Source organism: Paenibacillus sp. Root52 (assembly GCF_001426865.1).
Lineage (GTDB): Bacteria > Bacillota > Bacilli > Paenibacillales > Paenibacillaceae > Paenibacillus.
In genome coordinates, this window is sequence record NZ_LMFO01000012.1 from 136413 (window position 1) to 158339 (window position 21927).

General features: G+C 46.7%; 16 protein-coding genes. 15 read left to right on the forward strand and 1 reads right to left on the reverse strand.

Translation table 11 applies throughout. From position 1 onward, the window contains the following. Positions 1 to 9: 9 nt before the first annotated feature. From hrcA to ASD24_RS12190, 12 genes are all read left to right on the forward strand, one after another. Positions 10 to 1041, forward strand: a complete 1032-nt coding sequence (gene hrcA / locus ASD24_RS12135) for a heat-inducible transcriptional repressor HrcA (protein WP_056695970.1) — start codon at positions 10 to 12, stop codon at positions 1039 to 1041. Between the two features lie 78 nt (positions 1042 to 1119). Then, complete coding sequence (gene grpE, locus ASD24_RS12140; protein WP_056695972.1) at positions 1120 to 1689, forward strand: nucleotide exchange factor GrpE; 570 nt, start codon at positions 1120 to 1122, stop codon at positions 1687 to 1689. A 131-nt stretch (positions 1690 to 1820) separates the two neighbouring features. Continuing rightward, the gene (gene dnaK / locus ASD24_RS12145; protein ID WP_056695973.1) at positions 1821 to 3665 is read left to right on the forward strand and encodes a molecular chaperone DnaK; all 1845 of its coding nucleotides are present in this window, start codon (positions 1821 to 1823) and stop codon (positions 3663 to 3665) included. Positions 3666 to 3793: 128 nt separating this feature from the next. Continuing rightward, positions 3794 to 4918 (forward strand): molecular chaperone DnaJ, encoded by a 1125-nt coding sequence (gene dnaJ / locus ASD24_RS12150; RefSeq protein WP_056695975.1) that lies wholly within the window; start codon positions 3794 to 3796, stop codon positions 4916 to 4918. A gap of 218 nt (positions 4919 to 5136) precedes the next feature. Then, the gene (locus tag ASD24_RS12155; protein ID WP_056695977.1) at positions 5137 to 5505 is read left to right on the forward strand and encodes a hypothetical protein; all 369 of its coding nucleotides are present in this window, start codon (positions 5137 to 5139) and stop codon (positions 5503 to 5505) included. A 48-nt stretch (positions 5506 to 5553) separates the two neighbouring features. Next, positions 5554 to 5733 (forward strand): YfhD family protein, encoded by a 180-nt coding sequence (locus ASD24_RS12160; protein ID WP_056695979.1) that lies wholly within the window; start codon positions 5554 to 5556, stop codon positions 5731 to 5733. Continuing rightward, positions 5726 to 6121: a hypothetical protein gene (locus ASD24_RS12165; RefSeq protein ID WP_056695981.1), complete on the forward strand. Its 396-nt coding sequence runs from the start codon at positions 5726 to 5728 to the stop codon at positions 6119 to 6121. The genes ASD24_RS12160 and ASD24_RS12165 overlap by 8 nt, the downstream gene beginning before the upstream one ends. A gap of 233 nt (positions 6122 to 6354) precedes the next feature. Then, on the forward strand, positions 6355 to 7320 hold the full coding sequence (gene prmA / locus ASD24_RS12170; RefSeq protein WP_056695983.1) for a 50S ribosomal protein L11 methyltransferase: 966 nt from the start codon (positions 6355 to 6357) through the stop codon (positions 7318 to 7320). Positions 7321 to 7323: 3 nt separating this feature from the next. Next, positions 7324 to 8001, forward strand: coding sequence for a site-2 protease family protein (locus ASD24_RS12175; RefSeq protein WP_056695987.1), 678 nt, complete (start codon positions 7324 to 7326; stop codon positions 7999 to 8001). Positions 8002 to 8167: 166 nt separating this feature from the next. Continuing rightward, positions 8168 to 8932, forward strand: a complete 765-nt coding sequence (locus ASD24_RS12180) for an RsmE family RNA methyltransferase (protein WP_056695988.1) — start codon at positions 8168 to 8170, stop codon at positions 8930 to 8932. A gap of 2 nt (positions 8933 to 8934) precedes the next feature. After that, entirely contained in the window at positions 8935 to 10281 is a 1347-nt protein-coding gene (gene mtaB / locus ASD24_RS12185; RefSeq protein ID WP_056695995.1) for a tRNA (N(6)-L-threonylcarbamoyladenosine(37)-C(2))-methylthiotransferase MtaB, read from the forward strand. Between the two features lie 129 nt (positions 10282 to 10410). Beyond that, a complete protein-coding gene (locus ASD24_RS12190; protein WP_056695997.1) occupies positions 10411 to 10845 on the forward strand; it encodes an NUDIX hydrolase in 435 nt (144 codons plus the stop codon). 57 nt (positions 10846 to 10902) lie between these two features. Here the strand turns inward: ASD24_RS12190 and ASD24_RS12195 are convergent, their stop codons facing one another. After that, entirely contained in the window at positions 10903 to 11904 is a 1002-nt protein-coding gene (locus ASD24_RS12195) for a Na/Pi cotransporter family protein (RefSeq protein WP_056696897.1), read from the reverse strand. Between the two features lie 500 nt (positions 11905 to 12404). Between ASD24_RS12195 and ASD24_RS12200 the strand changes: the two genes are divergently transcribed. The 3 genes from ASD24_RS12200 to addA all read left to right on the forward strand — a co-directional run bounded on the left by ASD24_RS12200 (position 12405) and on the right by addA (position 21852). After that, positions 12405 to 13784, forward strand: coding sequence for a class I SAM-dependent rRNA methyltransferase (locus ASD24_RS12200; protein ID WP_056695998.1), 1380 nt, complete (start codon positions 12405 to 12407; stop codon positions 13782 to 13784). Between the two features lie 221 nt (positions 13785 to 14005). Next, positions 14006 to 17509, forward strand: a complete 3504-nt coding sequence (addB, locus tag ASD24_RS12205) for a helicase-exonuclease AddAB subunit AddB (RefSeq protein ID WP_056696000.1) — start codon at positions 14006 to 14008, stop codon at positions 17507 to 17509. Beyond that, positions 17506 to 21852, forward strand: coding sequence for a helicase-exonuclease AddAB subunit AddA (addA, locus tag ASD24_RS12210; protein WP_056696002.1), 4347 nt, complete (start codon positions 17506 to 17508; stop codon positions 21850 to 21852). The genes addB and addA overlap by 4 nt, the downstream gene beginning before the upstream one ends. The last annotated feature ends 75 nt before the right edge of the window (positions 21853 to 21927 follow it).

The following is a 21927-nucleotide window of genomic DNA, read 5'->3' on the forward strand; positions in this document are numbered from 1 at the left end:
ATACTCACCATGTTAACAGAGCGTCAACGTATGATTCTGAACGCTATAGTGGATGACTATATCCGTTCAGCTGAGCCCGTAGGGTCCCGAAGCATCTCCAAACGAGGAGATGTTGGATACAGTCCAGCGACGATCCGTAATGAGATGGCGGATCTTGAGGATATGGGATTTTTGGAACAGCCGCATACATCTGCTGGACGAATTCCTTCCCACAAGGGCTACCGTTATTATGTAGATCATCTGGTTCCGTGGAATCAAGTGGAGCCTCAAGAATTGGACGATCTGAAGTCATTTTTTGCTGAGAAGTTAAACGTGATGGAACAGGTTATACAGCATGCATCAGTCATATTGTCACACATGACAAATTATACTTCGATCTTGTTGGGACCGGAAGTATTTCACACCTCGCTTCGCCACTTCCAACTGCTTCCGCTCAATGAACGGGAAGCTGTGGCGATTATTGTAACGAATACAGGCCAAGTCGAGAACAAAACTGTACAGATTCCACCAGAAATCTCGGTTGCCGAGATGGAGAATGTGGTACGTCTGTTAAATACCAAATTGGTCGGTGTACCTATTTATAAACTCAAATCACGTCTTTATACAGAGCTTGGGCAAGAGATGGAACGACATATTAATCGCTATGAAGAAGTAATGCAGGTGCTGAATAGCGCTTTTGATAATGAGCACGACAATCGTCTGTTCCTTAGCGGTGCTACAAATATGTTAACTCAACCTGAGTTTAAAGATGTTGAAAAGGTTAAAGATATTCTTGACCTGTTAGATGAGACACCAACACTGATGAAGTTAATGATGCCCGTGCCGGGTGGATCTGGGATTCAGGTACGTATTGGTACCGAGAATGATCATGAAGCCTTTGCCAATTGCAGCCTGATTACAGCATCCTACTCATTGGATGGAGAGGCCTTAGGTTCCATTGGTATACTGGGACCGACGCGAATGGATTACGCACGTGTCATTCATATATTAAATACACTCTCTCGTGACTTGACTTCGATGTTAACGCATCGTTTCAAATAAGCATTGTGTGGGTTATCCCGCATGATGCTTATCTGAACGGGAAATGAACCATTTCATTCTTATAAGGAGGTGAACATCTTGAAAGAGGAGCAATCATTCGCAGCAGAAGAACAGGAAACAACAGCGGCTGAAAGCCAGGAGCCTGTTAACGAAGCAGGTGCTGCAGAAGCACAGGCTGAGGAGATGGTAGATCAAGAGCAAGGTGAGATCGCACGTTTGACGGCAGAAGCTGAGGAACATCAGCAACGTTTGGTCCGTGCGCAAGCTGATTTTGACAACTTCCGTCGCCGCACTCAAAAGGAAAAAGAAGAACTAGCGAAATACGCTTCGATGAAGCTGATCACCGAACTCGTACCGGTTATCGACAATTTCGAGCGTGCTATGGCGACTGTACCTGAAGGTACAGAAAGTGAATCTTTTTCCAAGGGCATTCAAATGATCTTCCGCCAGTTGGAGTCCGTGTTGAACAACGAAGGTCTGACTGCAATGGAGACGGTAGGACAACCGTTCAACCCTGAATTCCACCAAGCGATCATGCAAGTGGAAAGCGACGAGTATGAAGAAGGTACCGTTGTTGAGGAAGTCCAAAAAGGCTATATGCTAAAAGATAAAGTGCTTCGTCCAGCTATGGTTAAGGTAAGCTCATAATTCCTCTTTGTGAGGGTATGATGCCCGCGAAGCTTTATATAGAGGTTTGCACACATAGAGCAAGAAAATAAATCATAATACAGCGAAGGATCGAAGGATTCTTCTCAATTGTCGAAGGAGGAAATTTTCCGATGAGCAAAGTAATCGGTATTGACTTAGGAACAACTAACTCATGCGTAGCGGTTATGGAAGGCGGCGAGGCTGTCGTAATTCCAAACCCAGAAGGCGCACGTACAACGCCATCCGTGGTAGGTTTCAAAAAAGATGGTGAGCGCGTTGTAGGTGAGACTGCAAAACGCCAAGCAATTACGAATCCAGATCGTACGATCATCTCGATCAAACGTCATATGGGTACTTCCCACAAAGAAACAATCGATAGCAAAGATTATTCTCCACAAGAGATCTCTGCAATCATCCTGCAAAAACTAAAAACTGATGCTGAAGCTTACCTGGGTCAAACGGTAACTCAAGCGGTTATCACAGTTCCAGCTTACTTCAATGACAGTCAGCGTCAAGCAACGAAAGATGCTGGTAAAATTGCTGGTTTAGAAGTTCTGCGTATCGTCAATGAACCAACAGCAGCAGCTCTGGCATATGGTATGGAGAAATCCGAAGATCAAACGATCCTCGTATATGACCTTGGTGGCGGTACGTTCGACGTATCCATCCTTGAACTCGGCGATGGCTTCTTTGAAGTTAAAGCAACTAGTGGTGACAACCAACTAGGTGGAGATGACTTCGACCAAGTAATCATTGATTACCTCGTAAGTGAATTCAAGAAAGATCAAGGTATTGATCTGAGCAAAGATAAAGCAGCGGTTCAACGTTTGAAAGATGCAGCGGAAAAAGCGAAAAAAGAACTTTCCGGCGTATTGACTACAACGATTTCCCTGCCGTTCATTACAGTGGCTGACGGCGTTCCTCAGCACTTGGAGCTTAACCTGAGCCGTGCGAAATTCGAAGAGATCTCTGCAAGCCTTGTTGAGCGTACACTTGAGCCGACTCGTCGTGCATTAAGTGATGCAGGCATGACTGCTAACGATATTGACAAAATCGTATTGGTTGGTGGTTCAACACGTATTCCAGCAGTACAAGAAGCAATCAAAAAACTGACAGGTAAAGAGCCTCACAAAGGCGTTAACCCGGATGAAGTTGTAGCTTTGGGTGCTGCTGTACAAGCGGGCGTACTGACAGGTGATGTGAAAGACGTTGTATTGCTCGACGTAACTCCATTGTCCCTAGGTATCGAAACTGCAGGTGGCGTGTTCACTAAAATGATCGAGCGCAACACAACGATCCCTACAAGTAAATCTCAAGTGTTCTCCACTTATGCAGACAATCAACCTAGCGTTGAGATCCACGTCCTGCAAGGTGAGCGTGAGATGGCAGCAGGTAACAAATCCCTTGGACGCTTCATGTTGGGAGATATCCCACCAGCTCCACGTGGTGTTCCACAAATCGAAGTTAGCTTCGATATTGATGCCAACGGTATCGTTAACGTATCTGCAACAGATAAGGGTACAAACAAAACACAAAAAATCACAATCACTTCTTCCAGCGGTTTGAGCGATGCTGAAGTTGAGCAAATGATGAAAGATGCTGAGCTGCACGCTGAAGAAGATAAAAAACGTAAAGAACTCGTTGAAGCCAAAAACAGTGCAGACCAACTGATCTACTCTGTGGACAAAACGATTAAAGATCTTGGTGAGAAAGCTGACGCTGGTGAAGTTGAAAAAGCTAACGCTGCAAAAGAAAAATTGCAAGGTGTAGTAGCTACGGACAACTTGGAAGACATCAAAGCAGCTACAGAAGAACTGACAGAGATTGTTCAACAACTGTCCGTAAAACTGTATGAGCAAGCACAAGCACAAGAACAAGCGGCTCAAGGTGCTGAAGAGCAACAAGGTTCTGCTAAACGTGATAACGTTGTTGATGCGGATTACGAAGTCGTAGACGAAGATAAAAAGCAAAACTAATTCGCGCATGTAGGCGAATAAACATCGGTGACGTTCGGATTAAAGGGAAAGTCAGAGCCGGGGCTCCCGTGCTTTGACTTTCCTTTTGTCACGATGTGCGATATGGTGAATGTTATGGGGGTGGAAGAGTGGCTGAAAAACGTGATTATTATGAGGTTCTCGGCGTTGGCAAAAATGCAAGCGACGAGGAGATCAAAAAGGCATACCGTAAGCTTGCACGTCAGTATCACCCTGACGTAAACAAAGCGGATGATGCGGAAGCCAAGTTCAAAGAAGTGAAAGAAGCTTATGATGTTGTCAGTGACAGCCAGAAACGTGCACAGTATGACCAATATGGGCATATTGATCCGAATCAAGGTGGATTCGGCGGTGGCGGCGATTTTGGTGGCGGTGGATTTGGCGATATCTTCGATATGTTCTTTGGCGGTGGTGGTGGCGGACGACGCGATCCTAATGCACCGCAACGTGGGAACGATCTGCAATACACCATGACCATTGAGTTCAAAGAGGCTGTCTTTGGTAAAGAAACGGATATTACAATTCCGCGTACTGAAGGCTGTGACACTTGTCACGGTTCAGGCGCTAAACCAGGAACAAAACCAGAAACATGTACAGTCTGCAAAGGTAGTGGACAACAGGAAGTTGTTCAGAACACTCCATTTGGCCGTATGGTGAATCGCCGTGCATGTTCAAACTGTAGTGGTACAGGACAAATTATTAAAGAAAAATGTACAACGTGCAGTGGTAGCGGTAAAGTGCGCAAGCAACGCAAAATCCATGTTCGCATTCCAGCGGGCGTAGATGATGGTGCACAACTGCGTATGACAGGTGAAGGTGAAGGCGGTCTACGTGGTGGCCCAGCGGGAGACTTGTATATTGTTATTCGTGTGAAATCACATGATTTCTTCGAACGCGAAGGAGACGATATTTACTGCGAGATTCCACTGACGTTTGCTCAGGCAGCATTGGGAGATGAGATTGAGATTCCAACGTTGACTGAAAAAGTGAAATTGAAAATCCCTGCAGGTACGCAAACCGGAACTTATTTCCGCCTTAAAGGCAAAGGGGTTCCACGCCTGCGCGGTATGGGTCAAGGGGATCAACATGTGAAGGTGGTTGTTGTTACACCTAGCAAGCTGAATGACGAGCAGAAAGATCTGTTACGCCAAATCGCTGCCCTAGATGGAGAACAAACCCATGAACATGAGCAATCCTTCTTTGATCGAGTAAAACGCGCATTCCGTGGTGACTAATAGATGGATGTTATCCAACAATTCGGTGTAAGGCATTAGCCGGAAAGATTCGCTATGTGGTTTGCTACAGTTATTGTAAATATAAAAGGACATCATTGCTGTTATTCGGCATGGTGTCCTTTTTTGTGCATAAATGGAGAAGCAATGCGGCAGACTAGCATAGCGAGAACGATAAGGGATAACCCATATACGAAAACTAGGGAAGCAGGTGTGACCAGATGAGTGAGAAAAACATTTTGGCGTACTTCCATAGCCCAGAGCAAGCAGAAGGCGCTGCCAAAAAATTGGAGGCGTTACGTGTGGAAGACCTGTCGATCAATCGTTTCAGCCGTTATGCAGGTGTAGGGCCGAGTGGAGCATCATACACACCAGGAGTTTCTGGTAGTTACTCTTCTTGGGTGCCTGGAGCGATGGGCATGAATGTAACTGCTGGAATTATGGCTGCTGCAGATCCTGCCGCAAGTGGGATGAGTGATGGCGGACAAGAAGGCCCAACAGGCAGGGATGTCTTGCTCACTGTAGTCGTAGATGAATCCGTACATCACCGCGCTTTGTCGATTATCGAGCAAGCTGGTGGCATGATCTAGTTAGACCCCATCCATAATAGAGCACTGATATTAAAGGAGGAACATAACATGGCAGAACATGAACGCCCGGGCAAAATTTTGACGAAGACCGAGAAAATGAAACGATTGCAATCTGCAAAAAATGAAGATGTGGAATTTAGTAGTGAGGCAGCCGATCATGAAGACGTAGAGGCATTGCGTCGTAGTGAGGCAGCTGATCGTCGTCAAGGAAGAGAGTTGCATGACTGAAGACGTTCGCTCAACAGTAAGGATTGAGGCAGTCTTTACGAGTTGGTCTGACGCCGAATCTGCACGGAGAGCTCTCGAACTATTACACCCCAATCAATTGCGTATTGAGAGTCTTCCTCTGCAATCTGAAGAACCGATTGCCAAACAGGATGAGGAGAGAGAATTCTCTCCCACGGCGGTAATAGGTGGATTTAGCGGGGAACTTAACGTTCTTTCGTTAATTAGCGATGATCCGGAAATGCTATCCAATGGTCAGGTATATGATATGCCTGAGACTATACCGACAGAGCAACCCAAACAAGGTATTTTATTGACCGTGTCGGTGACTAACGATTCGTTTCCACAGGCTGCCGAGATGATTACACAAAACGGTGGGCGTTTTTATTAACAAATGTAATAGAATAAGCATTAGAACAGGATGCTCTAGCAATTGCTACGAGATCCTGTTTTTTTATTTCCATTAAGAAGTTGTGTAGATCCGTTAGTTATGGATGATGAGATATTAGCGGCGCCTCAACCGGCTATTCGAACAGGTACCTTTAATTACTGCATTTTGTATTCTGACTCGCTTGTGTAGTACAATGATGGGGATGTTTGAAAAATGAGGAGGAAAAATAACGTATGTTATGGCATGAACTAACAATACATACTACCGAAGAAGCGGTGGAGATGATTTCGAATTTTTTGCATGAAGCAGGTGCTGGAGGGGTTTCAATTGAAGAGTCCGGTACTTTAAATAAAAAGCGTGATGCACCCTATGGTGAGTGGTATGAGTTTCCTTTGAATGATATTCCTGAAGGTTTTGCTGAGATCAAAGGGTATTTTTCCGAAGACACAGACATGGAAGCATTACAGGCAGAAGTGCGCCCGAGAATTGAGCAACTTGCTGAATTCGATATTAATGTGGGTGACGTGCGTTATGAGACAAGAACGGTTGATGAGAACGACTGGGCAGATGCTTGGAAAAAGTATTTTAAACCTGTGCGTGTGTCAGAACGTTTGACAATTAAACCGACATGGGAGGAGTATACTCCAGAAAGCCCAGACGAAAAAATTATCGAGCTTGATCCAGGCATGGCCTTTGGTACAGGAACCCACCCAACAACTTCACTTTGTTTACGTACACTGGAAACGGTGATTCAAGGCGGAGAAGAAGTCATTGATGTCGGAACAGGTTCAGGTATTCTTGCCATTGGCGCGGTACAACTTGGGGCGAAGCATGTTCTAGCTTTAGATTTGGATCCAGTAGCTGTATCCAGCGCGAAGGAAAATGCACATCTGAACGGGCTTGATGACCGTATCACCGTGAAGGAAAGTGATTTGCTGTCTGTTCTGGGTAGTGAAGACCCAACACTAGGTGTAAAACTTCCAGTCAAAATCATTGTAGCTAATATTCTTGCTGAGATCATTATGCTGTTTGTGGATGATGTCTACAATGCTCTTGAATCAGGAGGCGTTTATATTGCATCAGGTATCTGGAAAAATAAAGAGCAGTTAGTTCATGATGGACTCATAGCTGCTGGGTTTGAAATAAGTGCCATTCACCGTGATGAGGACTGGCTGGCGTACGTAGCTAGGAAGAGGTAACAGATGGATTTTCTAAATTCGCTCTTTCGTTACCCACTAGATCAGTTACCGTTTTTCTTGTTAACGATTCTAATTGCTTTTACTGTGCATGAATTTGCACATGCGTACTTTGCCAATAAATTTGGAGATCCAACAGCGAAACTGTTAGGGAGAGTAACGCTTAATCCGGTTGTGCATTTTGATCTATTGGGCGTATTAATGCTACTGATCGCTGGTTTTGGTTGGGCTCGGCCTGTACCCGTGAATCGAGCCAACTTCGATAAACCGCGGAGAATGAGTTTGATTGTCTCCTTGGCAGGCCCTTTGAGTAATTTGTTACTTGCGATCATAGGAACCATCGTATTTGCTACGCTTGTGGGTACTGGTGTTATGCACAACATTGAAAATGAACGATTGTATACAGCGATTGCAACCTTCTTCTTCATGTTCAACCTCACGAACTTTTTCCTGTTTTTATTCAACCTAATTCCATTACCACCTTTGGATGGTTATCGGGTTCTGGAAGAGTTATTACCGCCCTCCATTAGTCGCAAGTTACAGGGTGTGGAGCAATGGTCTATTTTTATCTTCTTGCTTATTCTTATCGTGCCCCCGTTACGGGATGTAACGATTAATCCGTTATATATGTTGGCATACAGTATGTATGACGATTTTGGAAATCTAATTAAGGGTCTATTTTAGAGACCTTTTGAACTCGCATTTCTAGCAAACGAGTGATAACGTTTTGGACTGAAATACTGGTCAGAAGGACATAAAAGTTGTATGATCATCTGTGGCGTATGGATTCACGCCTGCTTGTGAGCAGGGTGAATTCCATTCATAACAGGATAGAATGGTGGACAGACCTATGCAGCGTTATTTTGTATCTGAAGAACAATTCCAAGAGCGTTCGGTTGTGATCACAGGCGATGATGCGCGACATATCAGTAAGGTTATGCGTGGCAAACCTGGTGATAAACTGATTGTCAGTGACGGACGTACCAGAGAAGCTCTGGTGGAGATTGAAGGCATAGAAGCCGGTGAAGTGACAGCGAATATTGTGGAGTCCCTGGAGCTGGATCATGAGGCTCGTATTCGTGTAACGGTAGCTCAAAGTTTGCCTAAAGGTGACAAGATGGAAACGGTCATTCAGCGATGCACTGAGATCGGAGCGGTAGCGTTTGTTCCTTTTCTCTCGGAGCGGACGATCGTGCAATATGATGCCAAGAAGGAAAGTAAACGACTAGAGCGATGGGGGAAGATTGCCAAGGAAGCTGCTGAGCAGAGCCATCGCAACCGTATTCCGTCCATTAAGCAGCCGCTTTCCTGGAAAGGGCTGTTGTCTTCTTTTGAGGGATATGATCTGGTATGCTATTGTTATGAAAAAGAAAACGGCAAGCAACTGCGCGATGCGCTAAAACCGTTCGTAGAAAAGCTTGCGCCTGATGAGACGGCTAATGTGTTGATCGTGGTAGGCCCAGAAGGCGGGTTCTCAGAGAAGGAAACACTGGAAGCTGATCAGGCTGGCGCCGTATCGGTTGGACTGGGCAAACGGATTTTGCGTGCAGAGACGGCTGGAATGGCCGCGCTGACTTGTGTTTTATACGAATCTGGAGAAATGGGGGGAATGTAATTATGCCATCCGTGGCGTTTTACACCTTAGGCTGCAAAGTTAACTTTTATGATACAGAAGCAATCTGGCAACTGTTCAAGAACGAAGGATACGATCAAGTGGACTTTGATGAACAGACGGCCGATGTATACTTAATTAATACTTGTACAGTGACGAATACGGGTGACAAGAAAAGCCGTCAAATTATTCGTCGTGCCATTCGTCGGAATCCGGATGCCATAGTGGCAGTAACTGGCTGTTACGCTCAGACCTCTCCTGCCGAGATTCTAGATATTCCAGGAGTAGACCTGGTTATCGGAACACAAGATCGGGATAAAATTTTGCCATATGTTAGAGAAATTCAGGAATCCCGCCAACCGGTAAACGCTGTACGCAACATTATGAAGACACGTGTGTTTGAAGAAATGGATGTGCCTGATTTTGCTGATCGTACGCGTGCCTTCCTGAAAATCCAGGATGGATGTAATAACTTCTGCACATTCTGTATCATTCCGTGGTCGCGTGGTCTGTCTCGTAGCCGGGAATCAAACAGTATTGTTCAACAGGCGCATCAATTGGTGCATGCGGGGTACAAAGAAATTGTGCTGACAGGTATCCATACTGGTGGATATGGTGACGACATGGAAAACTACGACTTGACCGATCTGCTCTGGGATCTGGATAAAGTCGAAGGCCTGGAACGTATTCGTATTAGCTCCATTGAAGCAAGCCAGATCGATGATCGTATGCTGGATGTGATTAAACGTTCGAATAAATTGGTTCGTCACTTCCATATTCCGCTGCAAGCAGGTGACGATGCAGTATTGAAACGGATGCGCCGTAAATATACAACCGAAGAGTTCTACAATAAAATGCTCCGCATTCGTGAAGCAATGCCGGATGTAGCCATTACGACAGATGTTATTGTGGGCTTCCCGGGTGAAACGGATGAGATGTTCCGTAACGGTTATGAACTGATGAAGAAGATCGGTTTCTCCGAAATGCACGTATTCCCCTATTCCAAACGTACCGGAACGCCGGCAGCACGTATGGAAGATCAGGTGGATGAAGAAGTGAAAAATGCTCGTGTACATGAATTGATCGATCTGTCTGAACAGATGCAGCTGGCTTATGCACAGCAATTCGTGGGACAAGTATTGGATGTTATTCCTGAGGGAGAAGCCAAAGGTCGCGAAGGCAGCGGTAAACTTCAAGGATACAGCGATAATTACATTCAATTGGTATTCGATGGTTCTCAGGATATGATTGGCAAAGTATGCCGCGTGAAGCTCACTGAAGCTGGCGTCAATGAGAGCCAGGCTACGTTGGTTCGTGTATTGGAAGATCAACCGAAGTCTGCGGCGATGTAATCGAGATGACAAAACAAGGATTTCATTTCCTTGGGGAACGTACCCGGGCGATGAAATCCTTCTTTTGCAATAAAGTGGCTAAAAAGTTGTAAACAGACCATAAGCATTCCGTGATTGGGGGAGAACAAAATGAACAAAAAAGAAATTTCAGCAGGTGGCGTTGTTTATCGCAAAGATGATGACGGAAAACTACAGATCCAATTAATTGTGGATCGTTACGGGAAAACGACATTGGCTAAGGGCAAAATGGAACCAGGCGAAACGATCGAGCAGACAGCGCTGCGCGAGATATTAGAAGAGACAGGCATGGTTGGACGAATTGTTGAACCTGTCGACGTTATCGCCTATACGTACCAACATGCAGAGTTCGGTCCGGTAGACAAGGAAGTTCACTATTATTTAGTAGAGGCAGAGAGCGGCGATATGCAGCCTCAGATTGAAGAAATTAAAGGCGTAGATTGGTATACACCCGAGGAAGCATGGTCCAGACAGGAAAGTAACGGCTATGACAATAATGACAGCATTCTACGTGACGCACTGAGCAAACTGGGCATTAACGTTTAACTATTCAGAGCTCGTTTTATACGTTGCAAAATTAAGGAAGAACAGTTTTCAGAAGCACTATGCCACGGGTGATTTCGCCGAAGGGGCGGAAACCGGTGGTTTTTTGTGCCAGATTGGTAAATAACATAAGGGCAGAGCTAATAGGGAACAGATGATGTTAAACAAAGTCTGTGCATGAGCGATCTGTGCTCCGTGATCTGCGGACAGCCAAGCTGAAGCTGCATGAAGCTGATTAATGAGCGGCATGAAAAGTAGTGCACCCGCCACGTTTAATATGACGTGCGCGGCTGCGACGAATTTGCCTGCGGATGCTCCGCCAGCGGCAGCAAGAACGGCTGTGATGCATGTTCCCACGTTGGAGCCGATCACAATGGCAATGCCAATCTCTACGGGCAACACACCTGTCGCGGCAAGTGTTATAGCCATGCTTATGACAGCTGCACTACTGTGAATTAGTGCTGTCAGACAGGCTCCTGCAAGGAATCCCCACCATAGGCTATCCGCGGAGCGATCCAAAAACCATTGGAATACACCCATGCTTCGGAGTGGAACTGCAATGGATTGCATGACCTGAATGCCTGTCATGACGAGTGCAAATCCTGCTGCTGCCAAAAAACTGCATTGTATTTGAAAAAGCGTTCGCTTGGTTTCTTCGGGAGCCGCCCGATTGCGTTCTGCAAGGACAACAAAAGTAGCCCAGCCAAGCAGGGAAAGAACGAGTAGAGGTAGTGCAGCGCGTCCAATCTGCAATCCAACAAGTTCGGTAGTTAAACAGGTTCCGATATTTGTACCTAAAATAATCCCAAGCGTGCGCCCATAGGTGATGATTCTTGCATTGGCAAGACCAATGGTGAGCACGGTAACGGCGGTACTGCTCTGAAGCAGTGCAGTTGCGCCTGCACTGAAAGCCATCCCTTTCCATGGGGCAGAAGTGGCACGATTAAGCCACCCGGCGAGCATAGGTCCAGCCATGCGCTGTAGCGACAGTTCCATTACCTTCATGCCAGCAAAGAAGATAACAAGCCCATATAATAAAGGAAACACAACTTCTCTGAACATCCGTAACCTCATTCCTTCCTGCATGGCTCTTATCTTCATCCTATGAGCCGGTAAGGACAACCATGACAAGCAAGAGGAATTACAGCGAGAAGAGATCAAAGGTTTTACCTACGTATCACGGAGCTCAAATAATAAAGATATTCCTACAAACGGAGCAAGAACATGGAATTGAATCTGTAGAAGCGAAGCGAGCGCCTTCCTCTTAACAGTTCCCTTTTAGAAAAAGGGAACTGTTAAGAGGAACAGCCATCATTCAAAGGTTTACCCCTACGTACCGCCATATTCAAAAGATACGGAGATTCGTGCAAACGGAGCGGAGGGGACGGAATCGGATCTGGAGAAGCGGAGCGTTCGCGTTTATCCCCGGATTTTCCCTTTTGAGAAAGGGAATCCAAAAAATCTGGGGATAACAGCGATCGAAAGACCGATCCGTCCCCGGAGCGTCTCCCTTTGCACTAAACCTATCTTTTCAACTAACTCACAAAGGAAGTGGATTTACCTTGCCATCGGTTACCCTAGAACGCAGTCGCAAAAAGCGGCTGGAACATGCACATCCATGGATCTTTAACAATGAAATTGCCTCAGTTGACGGAAATCCAGAGCCTGGCGATCTTGTTAATGTATTAAATCATCAAGGTCGCTACCTGGCGACAGGGTATTACAATCCTGCATCACAAATTACCGTACGGGTTGTATCCTACCAACCGTTAGATTTTGCTCAGATGGATACGGCGTTCTTTACAGCACGTTTCCAGGATTGCTTACGCCATCGTGAACGTTTCATCCAAGACGGAGAAGCGTATCGCTTGGTTTATGGTGAAGCGGACTTTTTACCTGGGTTGATCGTTGACCGCTTCGGCAGCATACTTGTGGTACAGCTATTGACACTGGGGATGGATCGTTGTCGTGAGGCAATTGTCCAAGCTCTGATTGAAGTGATGCAGCCTGAAGGCATTTACGAGCGGAGCGATGTGTCTATTCGTGAGCTGGAAGGCTTGGAGCAGACTAAAGGTCCTCTTTACGGTGAGTGCCCACGTCATGTGACTGTAACAGAGAACGGTTTGCTCATTAAAGTAGATATCGTGGAAGGTCAGAAAACAGGCTATTTCTTCGATCAGCGTGAGAACCGTGCAGCGATCGAACCCTTAATGAAGGGCTGGGGCTACAAAAGCGGCATCCGTCTTGAGCAAGTGGAGCAGGATGGAAGTGAGCAATGGTTGCCTGTTAACAAAAGTGGTAAAGTTGTAACATTCCCTTACTGGGATGGTGCGACGGTACTGGAGTGTTTCTCTCATACAGGCAGCTTCACGTTGAATGCTTGTAAGTATGGAGCGAAGAAAGTAACTTGTCTGGACATTTCAGAGCATGCGATCGAAAGTGCTAGAACGAATGTAGAGTTGAACGGATTCACTGATCGAGTTGAATTTGTCGTAGCGGATGCTTTCCAATACCTGCGTGAACAGGTTAAAGGACTTGAAGATCGGAATGTCCGTGCACGTGCAGGCGAGCAAAAAGTAGACACTTCCAAAGCAATCGCTGCTGGCGGAGGTAAATCGTTTGACGTGGTTATCCTTGACCCACCGGCGTTTGCCAAAACGAAATCAGCAGTCAAAGGTGCATGCCGTGGATACAAGGACATCAATCTTCATGGTATGAAACTCGTCAATGAGGGTGGATATCTTGTAACGGCGAGCTGTTCATATCACATGCGTCCAGACCTTTTCCTCGAAACAATCGCAGATGCGGCTGAAGATGCTGGTAAAGTACTTCGCCTCATTGAGTGGAAGGCAGCAGGCAAGGATCATCCACAGATTTTGGGTGTAGATGAAGGGCATTATCTGAAATTTGCGATCTTCGAGGTTCGCAGTAAAACAAAGTAATGAAGTCAGTCACATGAGCATTTAAACGACAAATTATTTTGTATCAACAATCATATCAACATCAAGTTGGAGGTCTGCAGTTATATAGCTGTAGGCCTTTTTGTTATGTTTATGGAGATGTTTCCGATGCTGCCGAATAGTGGCAAACGTATGTTCCGAACCGAGTCAGGTATGGTATACTGAGAATTAAAATCTTGTTCGTGATGATTGGAGGATTAGACATGTCCGTACGCTTCGTTATTGGCCGGGCAGGCAGTGGCAAGAGTGCCCTGGTTACCCGGGAAATTACTACCCTGCTTCAACAGGAGCCACAGGGGAATCCCCTTATTTTACTAGTACCTGAACAGAGTTCATTCCGTACAGAGCAAGCACTCGTCTCTTCTGGCATGATCAAAGGATCTATGCGCGCTGAAGTGCTTGGTTTCCGAAGACTAGCTTACCGTGTCATGCAGGAGGCTGGTGGTTCGGCGCGTATTCCAATCGGTGCTGAGGGTAAGAAGATGCTGCTCTATAAAGTACTGCAACGGCGTAAGGAAGAGTTGAAATTATTTGGTGCTTCAAGCAGCCAATTAGGCTTTATTAGTCATCTGAACAACCTATATGGTGAATTTAAACGTTATGAGCTTGATCCTGCATCGCTGGGAGACGGAGTTTCCATGTGGAATGCCTCTTCGTCAGCACCGATATTGGGAGATAAGCTTCATGATCTGCTTTTAATATATCGTGATTATGAACAGGAATTAACGGATCTCTACATTGATGATGAAGATACGCTTAGCGAATTGACTGAACGGTTATCTGAAGGCACGATGCTGCAAAATTCTCAGATTTGGATAGATGGGTTTCAGGGATTCACTCCACAGGAACTGAGTGTGGTTGGAAGACTGATGTTGCAGTCTTCTAATGTTACGATTGCATTGACGTTAGATCGCCCATACGAGCATGGTGCACTTCCTAACGATTTGGATCTGTTCTATCCCACAGCGAGTGCTTATGCACGTCTCAAAGGCATGGCCGATGACTTAGGTGTGCCGAGCGAAACGATGATTCTTCAGCCAGAGGTTGCGCCAAGATATGAAGGAAGCCCGGGATTAGCGCATTTGGAAGCGGGGTTCGATCGTAGAGTTCGCTGGAGAAGTGACGGGCGCGATTCTGGTATTAAGTTGTACGCAGCCGAGAACCGTCGTGCAGAACTGGAAGGTGCGCTACGGGAAATGAGACGTTTGGCTCAAGATGAGGGTGCTCGTTACCGTGAGATGGCTGTGTTGGTTCGTCAGTTAGATGCTTATGCAGATATTGCCGAGCCGTTGTTCCGAGATTATAACATCCCTGTCTTCTTGGATCGCAGACGAAGTGAGCTGCATCATCCGCTCGCAGAGTTTATTCGTTCAGTACTGGATGTTGTTCGTCGTCGCTGGCGTTACGAAGATGTGTTTCGTTGTGTCAAAACAGATCTCCTCCTGCCTCGTGATGGTTCAGTGAGCCGTGAGGACATGGATCAACTCGAGAATTACATCCTAGCTTGTGGTATTCACGGATACCGCTGGACAGACGGCAAACCTTGGAAGTATGTGCCTAGCTTGTCGCTAGAGGACAACGGTCAGGATAATCGGAGCCGCGGACGTGAACAAATGTTATCGTTGATGGAAAAATGCCGCACGGTTATTACAGATCCAATGGGTGCTTTTGAGAAGCGAATGAGTAAGGCGAAGACAGCCAAGGAACAGTGTGCTGCATTATACAATTTACTTGAAGATGCGGAGATTCCATGGAAGCTGGAGGCGATGTCCACCGAGGCCACCGCTCAAGGTGATCCGGAACGTTCACGCGTGCATCGACAAATGTGGGGAGCCGTTCTAGATCTGCTTGATCAGATGGTCGATATGATGGGAGCCGAGCGGCTGGACTTGGATTTGTTTGCTGGATTAATGGAGACAGGACTAACGGAGCTTAAATTGGGTCTGGTTCCACCTGCATTGGATCAGGTGTTGGTTGGTTCGATGGATCGGACACGTCTGCAGGATATCAAGTATGTATTTATTCTTGGAGCAGTGGATGGAGAACTCCCGGCTGTACCTCAAGAGGATGGTGTATTGACTGAGCAGGAACGACTTTTGTTAACAGAAAGAGGTTTGCCACTGGGGCCTGGAACGACCAGACAAATGCTGGACGAGCGTTTTCTGATCTACACAGCCTTAACATCAGCTAGTGACCAACTGTGGCTAAGTTACCCTGTCGCGGATGATGAAGGGAAGTCGCTTCTTCCTTCAGAGATTGTAAGACACGTGCGGAACATGTTTGGCAAACAGGAGCAACCTCTTCTGACTGAACCTCAGGGATCAGTAGGTTTACAGAATCATTGGGCCTATGTTCGTCATCCGGAACAGAGCTTATCTACGTTAATTGGACAATTGCGCAGATGGCGCCGCGGTGAGGACATTCCAGAATTATGGTGGGCAGTGTATAACTGGCATGCTTCGCAAGAAAGCAGCAAACCGCTATTGGACCGATTGCTGGGATCTGTCTTTTATCGTAATCGGGCGTTACCGCTTCGCACATCCACTAGTCGGAGATTGTATGGTACGGAAGTTCGTACAAGTGTCTCCAGGATGGAACGGTTTGTAGCATGCCCATTCTCTCACTTTGCTTCTCATGGATTACGCTTGAAGGATCGCCAGCTTTACCGTCTTCAAGCACCCGATATCGGTCAATTATTTCATGCTGCACTCAGTCAGTTGGCGATGCGCTTGCGTGAAGAAAATCGTAGCTGGGGGAGTTTATCGCCAGAGCAATGCCGACAAGAGGCAGAGCAGACGGTGGAGCAGATTGCTCCACAGCTTCAAGGAGAAATTTTGCTTAGCACCAAGCGATATGGTTACATTTTCCGTAAGTTGAAGGAGATTGTCAGCAGAGCTTCCGTTATTCTGGGAGAACAGTCTAGACGAGGAAGTTATGAACCGATCGGGCTGGAGCTTGATTTTGGACCAGGCAAGCCGTTGCCGCCGTTACGTTTTGAGCTGGAAAATGGCTGTGTGATGGAGATTGTCGGTCGAATTGACCGTGTAGATGTTGCTGAAGGGGAAAATGGACTTCTACTACGAGTCATTGACTATAAGTCAAGTCAGACGGATCTCAAGCTACACGAAGTCTATTATGGTCTGTCACTACAGATGCTTACGTATCTGGAAGTGTTGCTTAGTGCGGCTGAAGAATGGCTTGGTGAATCTGCCATGCCGGGCGGCACGCTGTATTTCCATGTGCATAATCCGCTACTGCAATCCTCCAATGGCATGACCTCGGAGCAAGCAGGACAAGAGCTGCTGAAACGCTTCAAAATGAAAGGACTATTGCTCGCAGACCGAGATAACATTGCTCAAATGGATCATACCTTGGAAAAAGGGTATTCTGCGATTATTCCTGTTGCACTGAAAGCAGATGGTAGTTTTTACAGCAGTGCAGCTGTAGCTACACCCGAGCAATGGGACACATTGCTTGCAACCGTACGAAGCAACATTCGAGAGATTGGTACACGGATTACGGACGGGGACGTGGGCATCGAGCCTTATCGTATCCAACAGGAAGTCGCATGTACATTCTGTCCTTATAAGCCAGTCTGTCAGTTTGATGAGAATATAGAAGGTAATGAATATAATCTGTTATCAAGACCAGGCAAACAGCAAATATGGGAGTTGTTATCTCACAACAAGGGAGGGGAAACGTTATGACGAATATGCCAAAACCAGAAGGTAGCTTCTGGAGTGATGACCAGTGGAGTGCGATCTCGCAGAGTGGAGAAGACATTCTAGTTGCCGCGGCTGCAGGATCGGGTAAAACGGCTGTATTGGTCGAACGGATTATTCGCAAAATTGCCGACCCTTCTCAGGGATTCAGCGTAGATCGTTTGCTTGTAGCAACATTTACAAAAGCAGCCGCGGCCGAGATGAAGCAACGTATACGGGAAGCATTGGAACGTGCGCTGGAAGATCAGCCTGGAGCAGAGCATTTGCGTAAGCAGCTTTCGCTTCTTGGACGTGCGTCCATCACGACACTGCATTCATTTTGTATGGAAGTCATACGGCGTTATTATCAGCAGATTCCGCTGAATCCTGCCTTCCGGATATTGAATGAAAATGAAGCTGAAATGATGCGGCAAGAACTGCTGGAACAGCTTTTCGAAGAAAAATATGGGGAGCAGGATGAAGGCAGTACATTCCGCAAATTAGTGGATTGGTTCAGTGGCGAGCGGAACGATGATGCAATGTATCGGCTCGTACAACGGCTGTATGACTTCTCTCGCAGTCATTCTTGGCCAGATCACTGGCTGGCAGAAATGGCGTCTGCTTTTCAGGTGGAGAGTGTAGAAGCACTTGGACGTACGGTCTGGGTACAGAGTATTTTACGTGATGCCTCACTTACGTTAAGTGGTGCCGCTGGGGTGTTGCGCCAAGGGATTGAAATTGCTATGCAGCCAGAAGGGCCGGCACCTTATGCGGATACGCTCAAGGAAGATCTGGTGATGGTAGAGGAGCTCCGTTCTGCCGTTCAGATCATGCCATGGGACAACTTGCCAGACGTCTTTCAATCAGCCGCATTTGGCAAACTCAAGCCTTGCAAGAAAGATCAGACAGACCCGGGTCTTCAAGAGCAAGTTAAGGATCTTCGCGAAGCAGCCAAAAAAGCAGTAACCGATCTGAAAGGATCATTGTTCGGGAGAACTGCCTTCTCGTTCTGGCAGGAGTTAGAGCAGGCTGCCCCACTGATGCACGAGTTATCTAAACTCGTCAGTGAGTTTGGAGAACGATACCAGCAGGCGAAGCAGGAACGTGGACAGGTTGATTTTAGCGATCTGGAACATTACTGTCTTCAAATTTTGCGTCATGAGGATTCTACGCCAGCTGTGTCCATGCCTTCAGATGCAGCGATGGAATTCCGTGCACGTTTTGATGAAGTGTTACTGGATGAATATCAGGATACCAATACAGTACAGGAAGATATCGTAAGACTAATTTCTAGAGAAAATCCTGGTAACCGATTTATGGTTGGTGATGTAAAACAGAGTATTTATCGTTTTCGTCTGGCCGAGCCGGGACTGTTCCTTAACAAATATCGTCAATATGCTTCAAGTGCTGAACTGGATCAGGACGAAGACTCCAGCGAGCGCACGGGCAGACGTATTGATCTAGCGCGTAACTTTCGAAGCCGTGAAGAAGTTGTTCATTCGGTCAATATGCTCTTCCGGCAGATTATGAACGAAGGTGTGGCGGAGATTGCGTATGATGAACGAGCCCAGCTTGCTTATGGAGCATCATTCCCGTCAGAGACGGAAAGAGATGAGACGTATACACCTGAGGTCATATTGATTGATCGTCAAGGCGGTGGGCCTGATCTGTCTGAAAGCACAGAGGAGCAGGGAGATACACTGGCTACTGCTGAACTGGAGAGCGCTGAGTTAGAGACTGCTCAACTGGAAGCACGTGCAATGGCTAGACGTATTCGAGAGATTGTGGGCGACACAGATCAGCCTGCATTGCAGGTGTATGATAAAGCGCTGAAAACGATGCGACCGGCAAGGTACGGTGACATTGTCATTTTGTTGCGTTCTGCTCAAATGTGGGCTCCGCTTATGATCGAAGAGTTTAGACAACAAGGCATTCCTGCTGGTGGTGAGCAGAGCAAAGGGTATTTTCAGGCAATCGAAGTGGAAGTGATGTTGTCCCTGCTTCAGATTGTTGATAACCCAAGACAGGACATTCCTCTTGCTGCGGTACTTCGGTCACCGATTGTTGGTCTAGACGAAGAGGAACTGGCACAGATTCGTCTCGGGGATAAAACTCAATCCTTCTATGATGCTGTAGTTTTGGCTACAGGAGATATAGATCATTCAGGGCATGACCACAGCTTAGATCAGCAACGCATGCAAGTAAATAGTGATGATCAAGCCGTTCAGATGAATTGGCCCGAAGCGTGGACAGAGCTGGAGCAGGCACGACGAGAGACGGCGGTTACTGCTGAGTTAGATCGTGTAGATGATATGGCACAATCCAGCAGTGATGTTGATGCGGCTCACTGGGCGGGACTGGTCAACCTTGTAAGTGATGAGGACAATGTCGTTCAGCCTGATGAGGGTGCAACATTACAGCAAAAATTGATTCAGTTTGCACGTCAATTGAAGCAATGGCGATTGGAGGCTCGTCAAGGCAGTCTGAGCGAATTAATCTGGCGGATCTACCGGGAGACGGGGTACTTGGACTGGGTAGGTGGTCTCCCCGGTGGCATGCAGCGTCAGAGCAATCTTAAGGCGTTATATGACCGGGCGCGTCAATATGAGGAAGCAACTGCCAATCGAGGTTTGTTCCGCTTTTTGACGTATGTCTCTAGACTGCGTGAGAACGGTGGAGATTTAGGAACAGTCGGCGGTGCTGCTGAGCAAGACAACGAAGTAAGGATTATGACCATTCATCGAAGTAAAGGACTGGAATTCCCAGTAGTATTTGTGGCGGGTATATCGAAAATGTTCAATCAGCAGGATCTGAACGCACCTTTTCTCATGCATAAGGAGCTTGGATTTGGTCCAAGGTTTGTGGATCAAGAAAATCGTGTTGCGTACCCGACACTTGCCAATCTAGCGATCCGCCGCCGGGCTCAATTTGAGCTGTTAGCCGAGGAGATGAGAGTGCTGTACGTGGCACTCACACGTCCAAAGGAGAAAATGATCCTCATTGGAACAGTGAAGGATGTTGCCAAAAAGGCAGCCGCTTGGTCACAGGTGAAGGACAGTTCGGAGTTGTTATTGCCAGACTACTTACTTGCAGCAGGACGTAATTATTTGGACTGGATCGGCCCGTCCCTTATTCGTCACCCAGCAGCGGCTTCCCTTCGTGAATTGGCTGGAGGAAGTGATTCCTATTCATCTTGCTTACTGGACGACGAGTCGCACTGGAATATCACCGTGGTTTCTGCAGATCAGGTTTCGCGGGACATGGTTCTTGGGCATCCCAAGGACGAGGAAGAAGCGATATCAGAAGTTCGGAAGGAACGAATTGCTGCGTTGCAAGCAGTACAGCCTGTTCAGTTACGTATTTCTGAAGAGAGAAGCGATGAAGCTGCTGACTTGTTAGAATTAGCTCAGCAAGTTAACGGTGATGATGATGAAGTTACTGAAGATGGGCATGCAGATGTATCGCTTATGGAGCAAGTCAATCAACGATTATCCTGGGCATATGCACACACAGCGGCAACGCAGGTTGCGGCAAGCACATCCGTGTCTGAACTCAAGACATTGCTCGCCAAGCAGGAATACCAGCCGCTACAAGTGATGGAAGAGATGGCAAGAAGGCTGGAAAGTAACACTTTGCCTACAGATGATGCGCCCGATGAGAAGTTGAACCCAGTAGTACAGCTTGATAATCGTAGAAGCCATGATTCAGATTCGTCCTTCAAATTGCATCTGCGTCGTCCTAAATTCATGGAAGAGAACAAGCTAACAGGTGCAGAAAGAGGAACCGTGTATCATACATTGATGCAGCATCTTCCTATGGATGGAACAGGGGTTGATGTCGAGGTTGTAGAAAACACGCTTGCACGCTTGCTGCAACTTCAGATTGTGCTACCTCATCAGGCAGAGGTCGTTGATGCTATGCAACTCGTTGCTTTTTTTGATACTGAGCCTGGATTGGAACTTATGCGGGCAGATTGGGTAAAACGGGAGACGCCATTTATTTACGGATTGCCAGCACATCATTCTCCTGCTGAGTGGTTGCGTGATAGAACGCCACATGAGGGGATGCAGACGGTAGATGAAGGCGAAGGACTCCAGGCATCACTGGTAGATGAGACGGTATTGGTTCAAGGGATTATAGACTGCCTCTATGAGGTGGAGGGCAAACTTGTGCTGCTCGATTATAAAACGGATCGTGTCTGGAATGATGCACAAGGGTTAAACGATTTAACTGCAAACTATCGTTTCCAGCTAGAGTTATATAGCCGGGCAATTGAAGATATTTTGGGACGTAAGGTTGACCACCGGTGGCTCTATTTCTTTGATGGTGGACATGCTGTGAAATGTTAGAATAGGGATTCATTTAGTATAGCTTGAGCTACCTTAATTAGGACGAGATATAGTTCAGAAGGGTTAATTTTGTCT

Excerpts from the sequence above, each read along its gene's own strand:
- hrcA (WP_056695970.1), top strand. The coding sequence starts at position 10 with ATGTTAACAGAGCGTCAACGTATGATTCTGAACGCTATAGTGGATGAC.
- dnaK (WP_056695973.1), top strand. The coding sequence starts at position 1,821 with ATGAGCAAAGTAATCGGTATTGACTTAGGAACAACTAACTCATGCGTA.
- ASD24_RS12155 (WP_056695977.1), top strand. The coding sequence starts at position 5,137 with ATGAGTGAGAAAAACATTTTGGCGTACTTCCATAGCCCAGAGCAAGCA.
- ASD24_RS12160 (WP_056695979.1), top strand. The coding sequence starts at position 5,554 with ATGGCAGAACATGAACGCCCGGGCAAAATTTTGACGAAGACCGAGAAA.
- ASD24_RS12165 (WP_056695981.1), top strand. The coding sequence starts at position 5,726 with ATGACTGAAGACGTTCGCTCAACAGTAAGGATTGAGGCAGTCTTTACG.
- prmA (WP_056695983.1), top strand. The coding sequence starts at position 6,355 with ATGTTATGGCATGAACTAACAATACATACTACCGAAGAAGCGGTGGAG.
- ASD24_RS12175 (WP_056695987.1), top strand. The coding sequence starts at position 7,324 with ATGGATTTTCTAAATTCGCTCTTTCGTTACCCACTAGATCAGTTACCG.
- ASD24_RS12180 (WP_056695988.1), top strand. The coding sequence starts at position 8,168 with ATGCAGCGTTATTTTGTATCTGAAGAACAATTCCAAGAGCGTTCGGTT.
- mtaB (WP_056695995.1), top strand. The coding sequence starts at position 8,935 with ATGCCATCCGTGGCGTTTTACACCTTAGGCTGCAAAGTTAACTTTTAT.
- ASD24_RS12190 (WP_056695997.1), top strand. The coding sequence starts at position 10,411 with ATGAACAAAAAAGAAATTTCAGCAGGTGGCGTTGTTTATCGCAAAGAT.
- ASD24_RS12195 (WP_056696897.1), bottom strand. The coding sequence starts at position 11,904 with ATGTTCAGAGAAGTTGTGTTTCCTTTATTATATGGGCTTGTTATCTTC.
- addB (WP_056696000.1), top strand. The coding sequence starts at position 14,006 with ATGTCCGTACGCTTCGTTATTGGCCGGGCAGGCAGTGGCAAGAGTGCC.
- addA (WP_056696002.1), top strand. The coding sequence starts at position 17,506 with ATGACGAATATGCCAAAACCAGAAGGTAGCTTCTGGAGTGATGACCAG.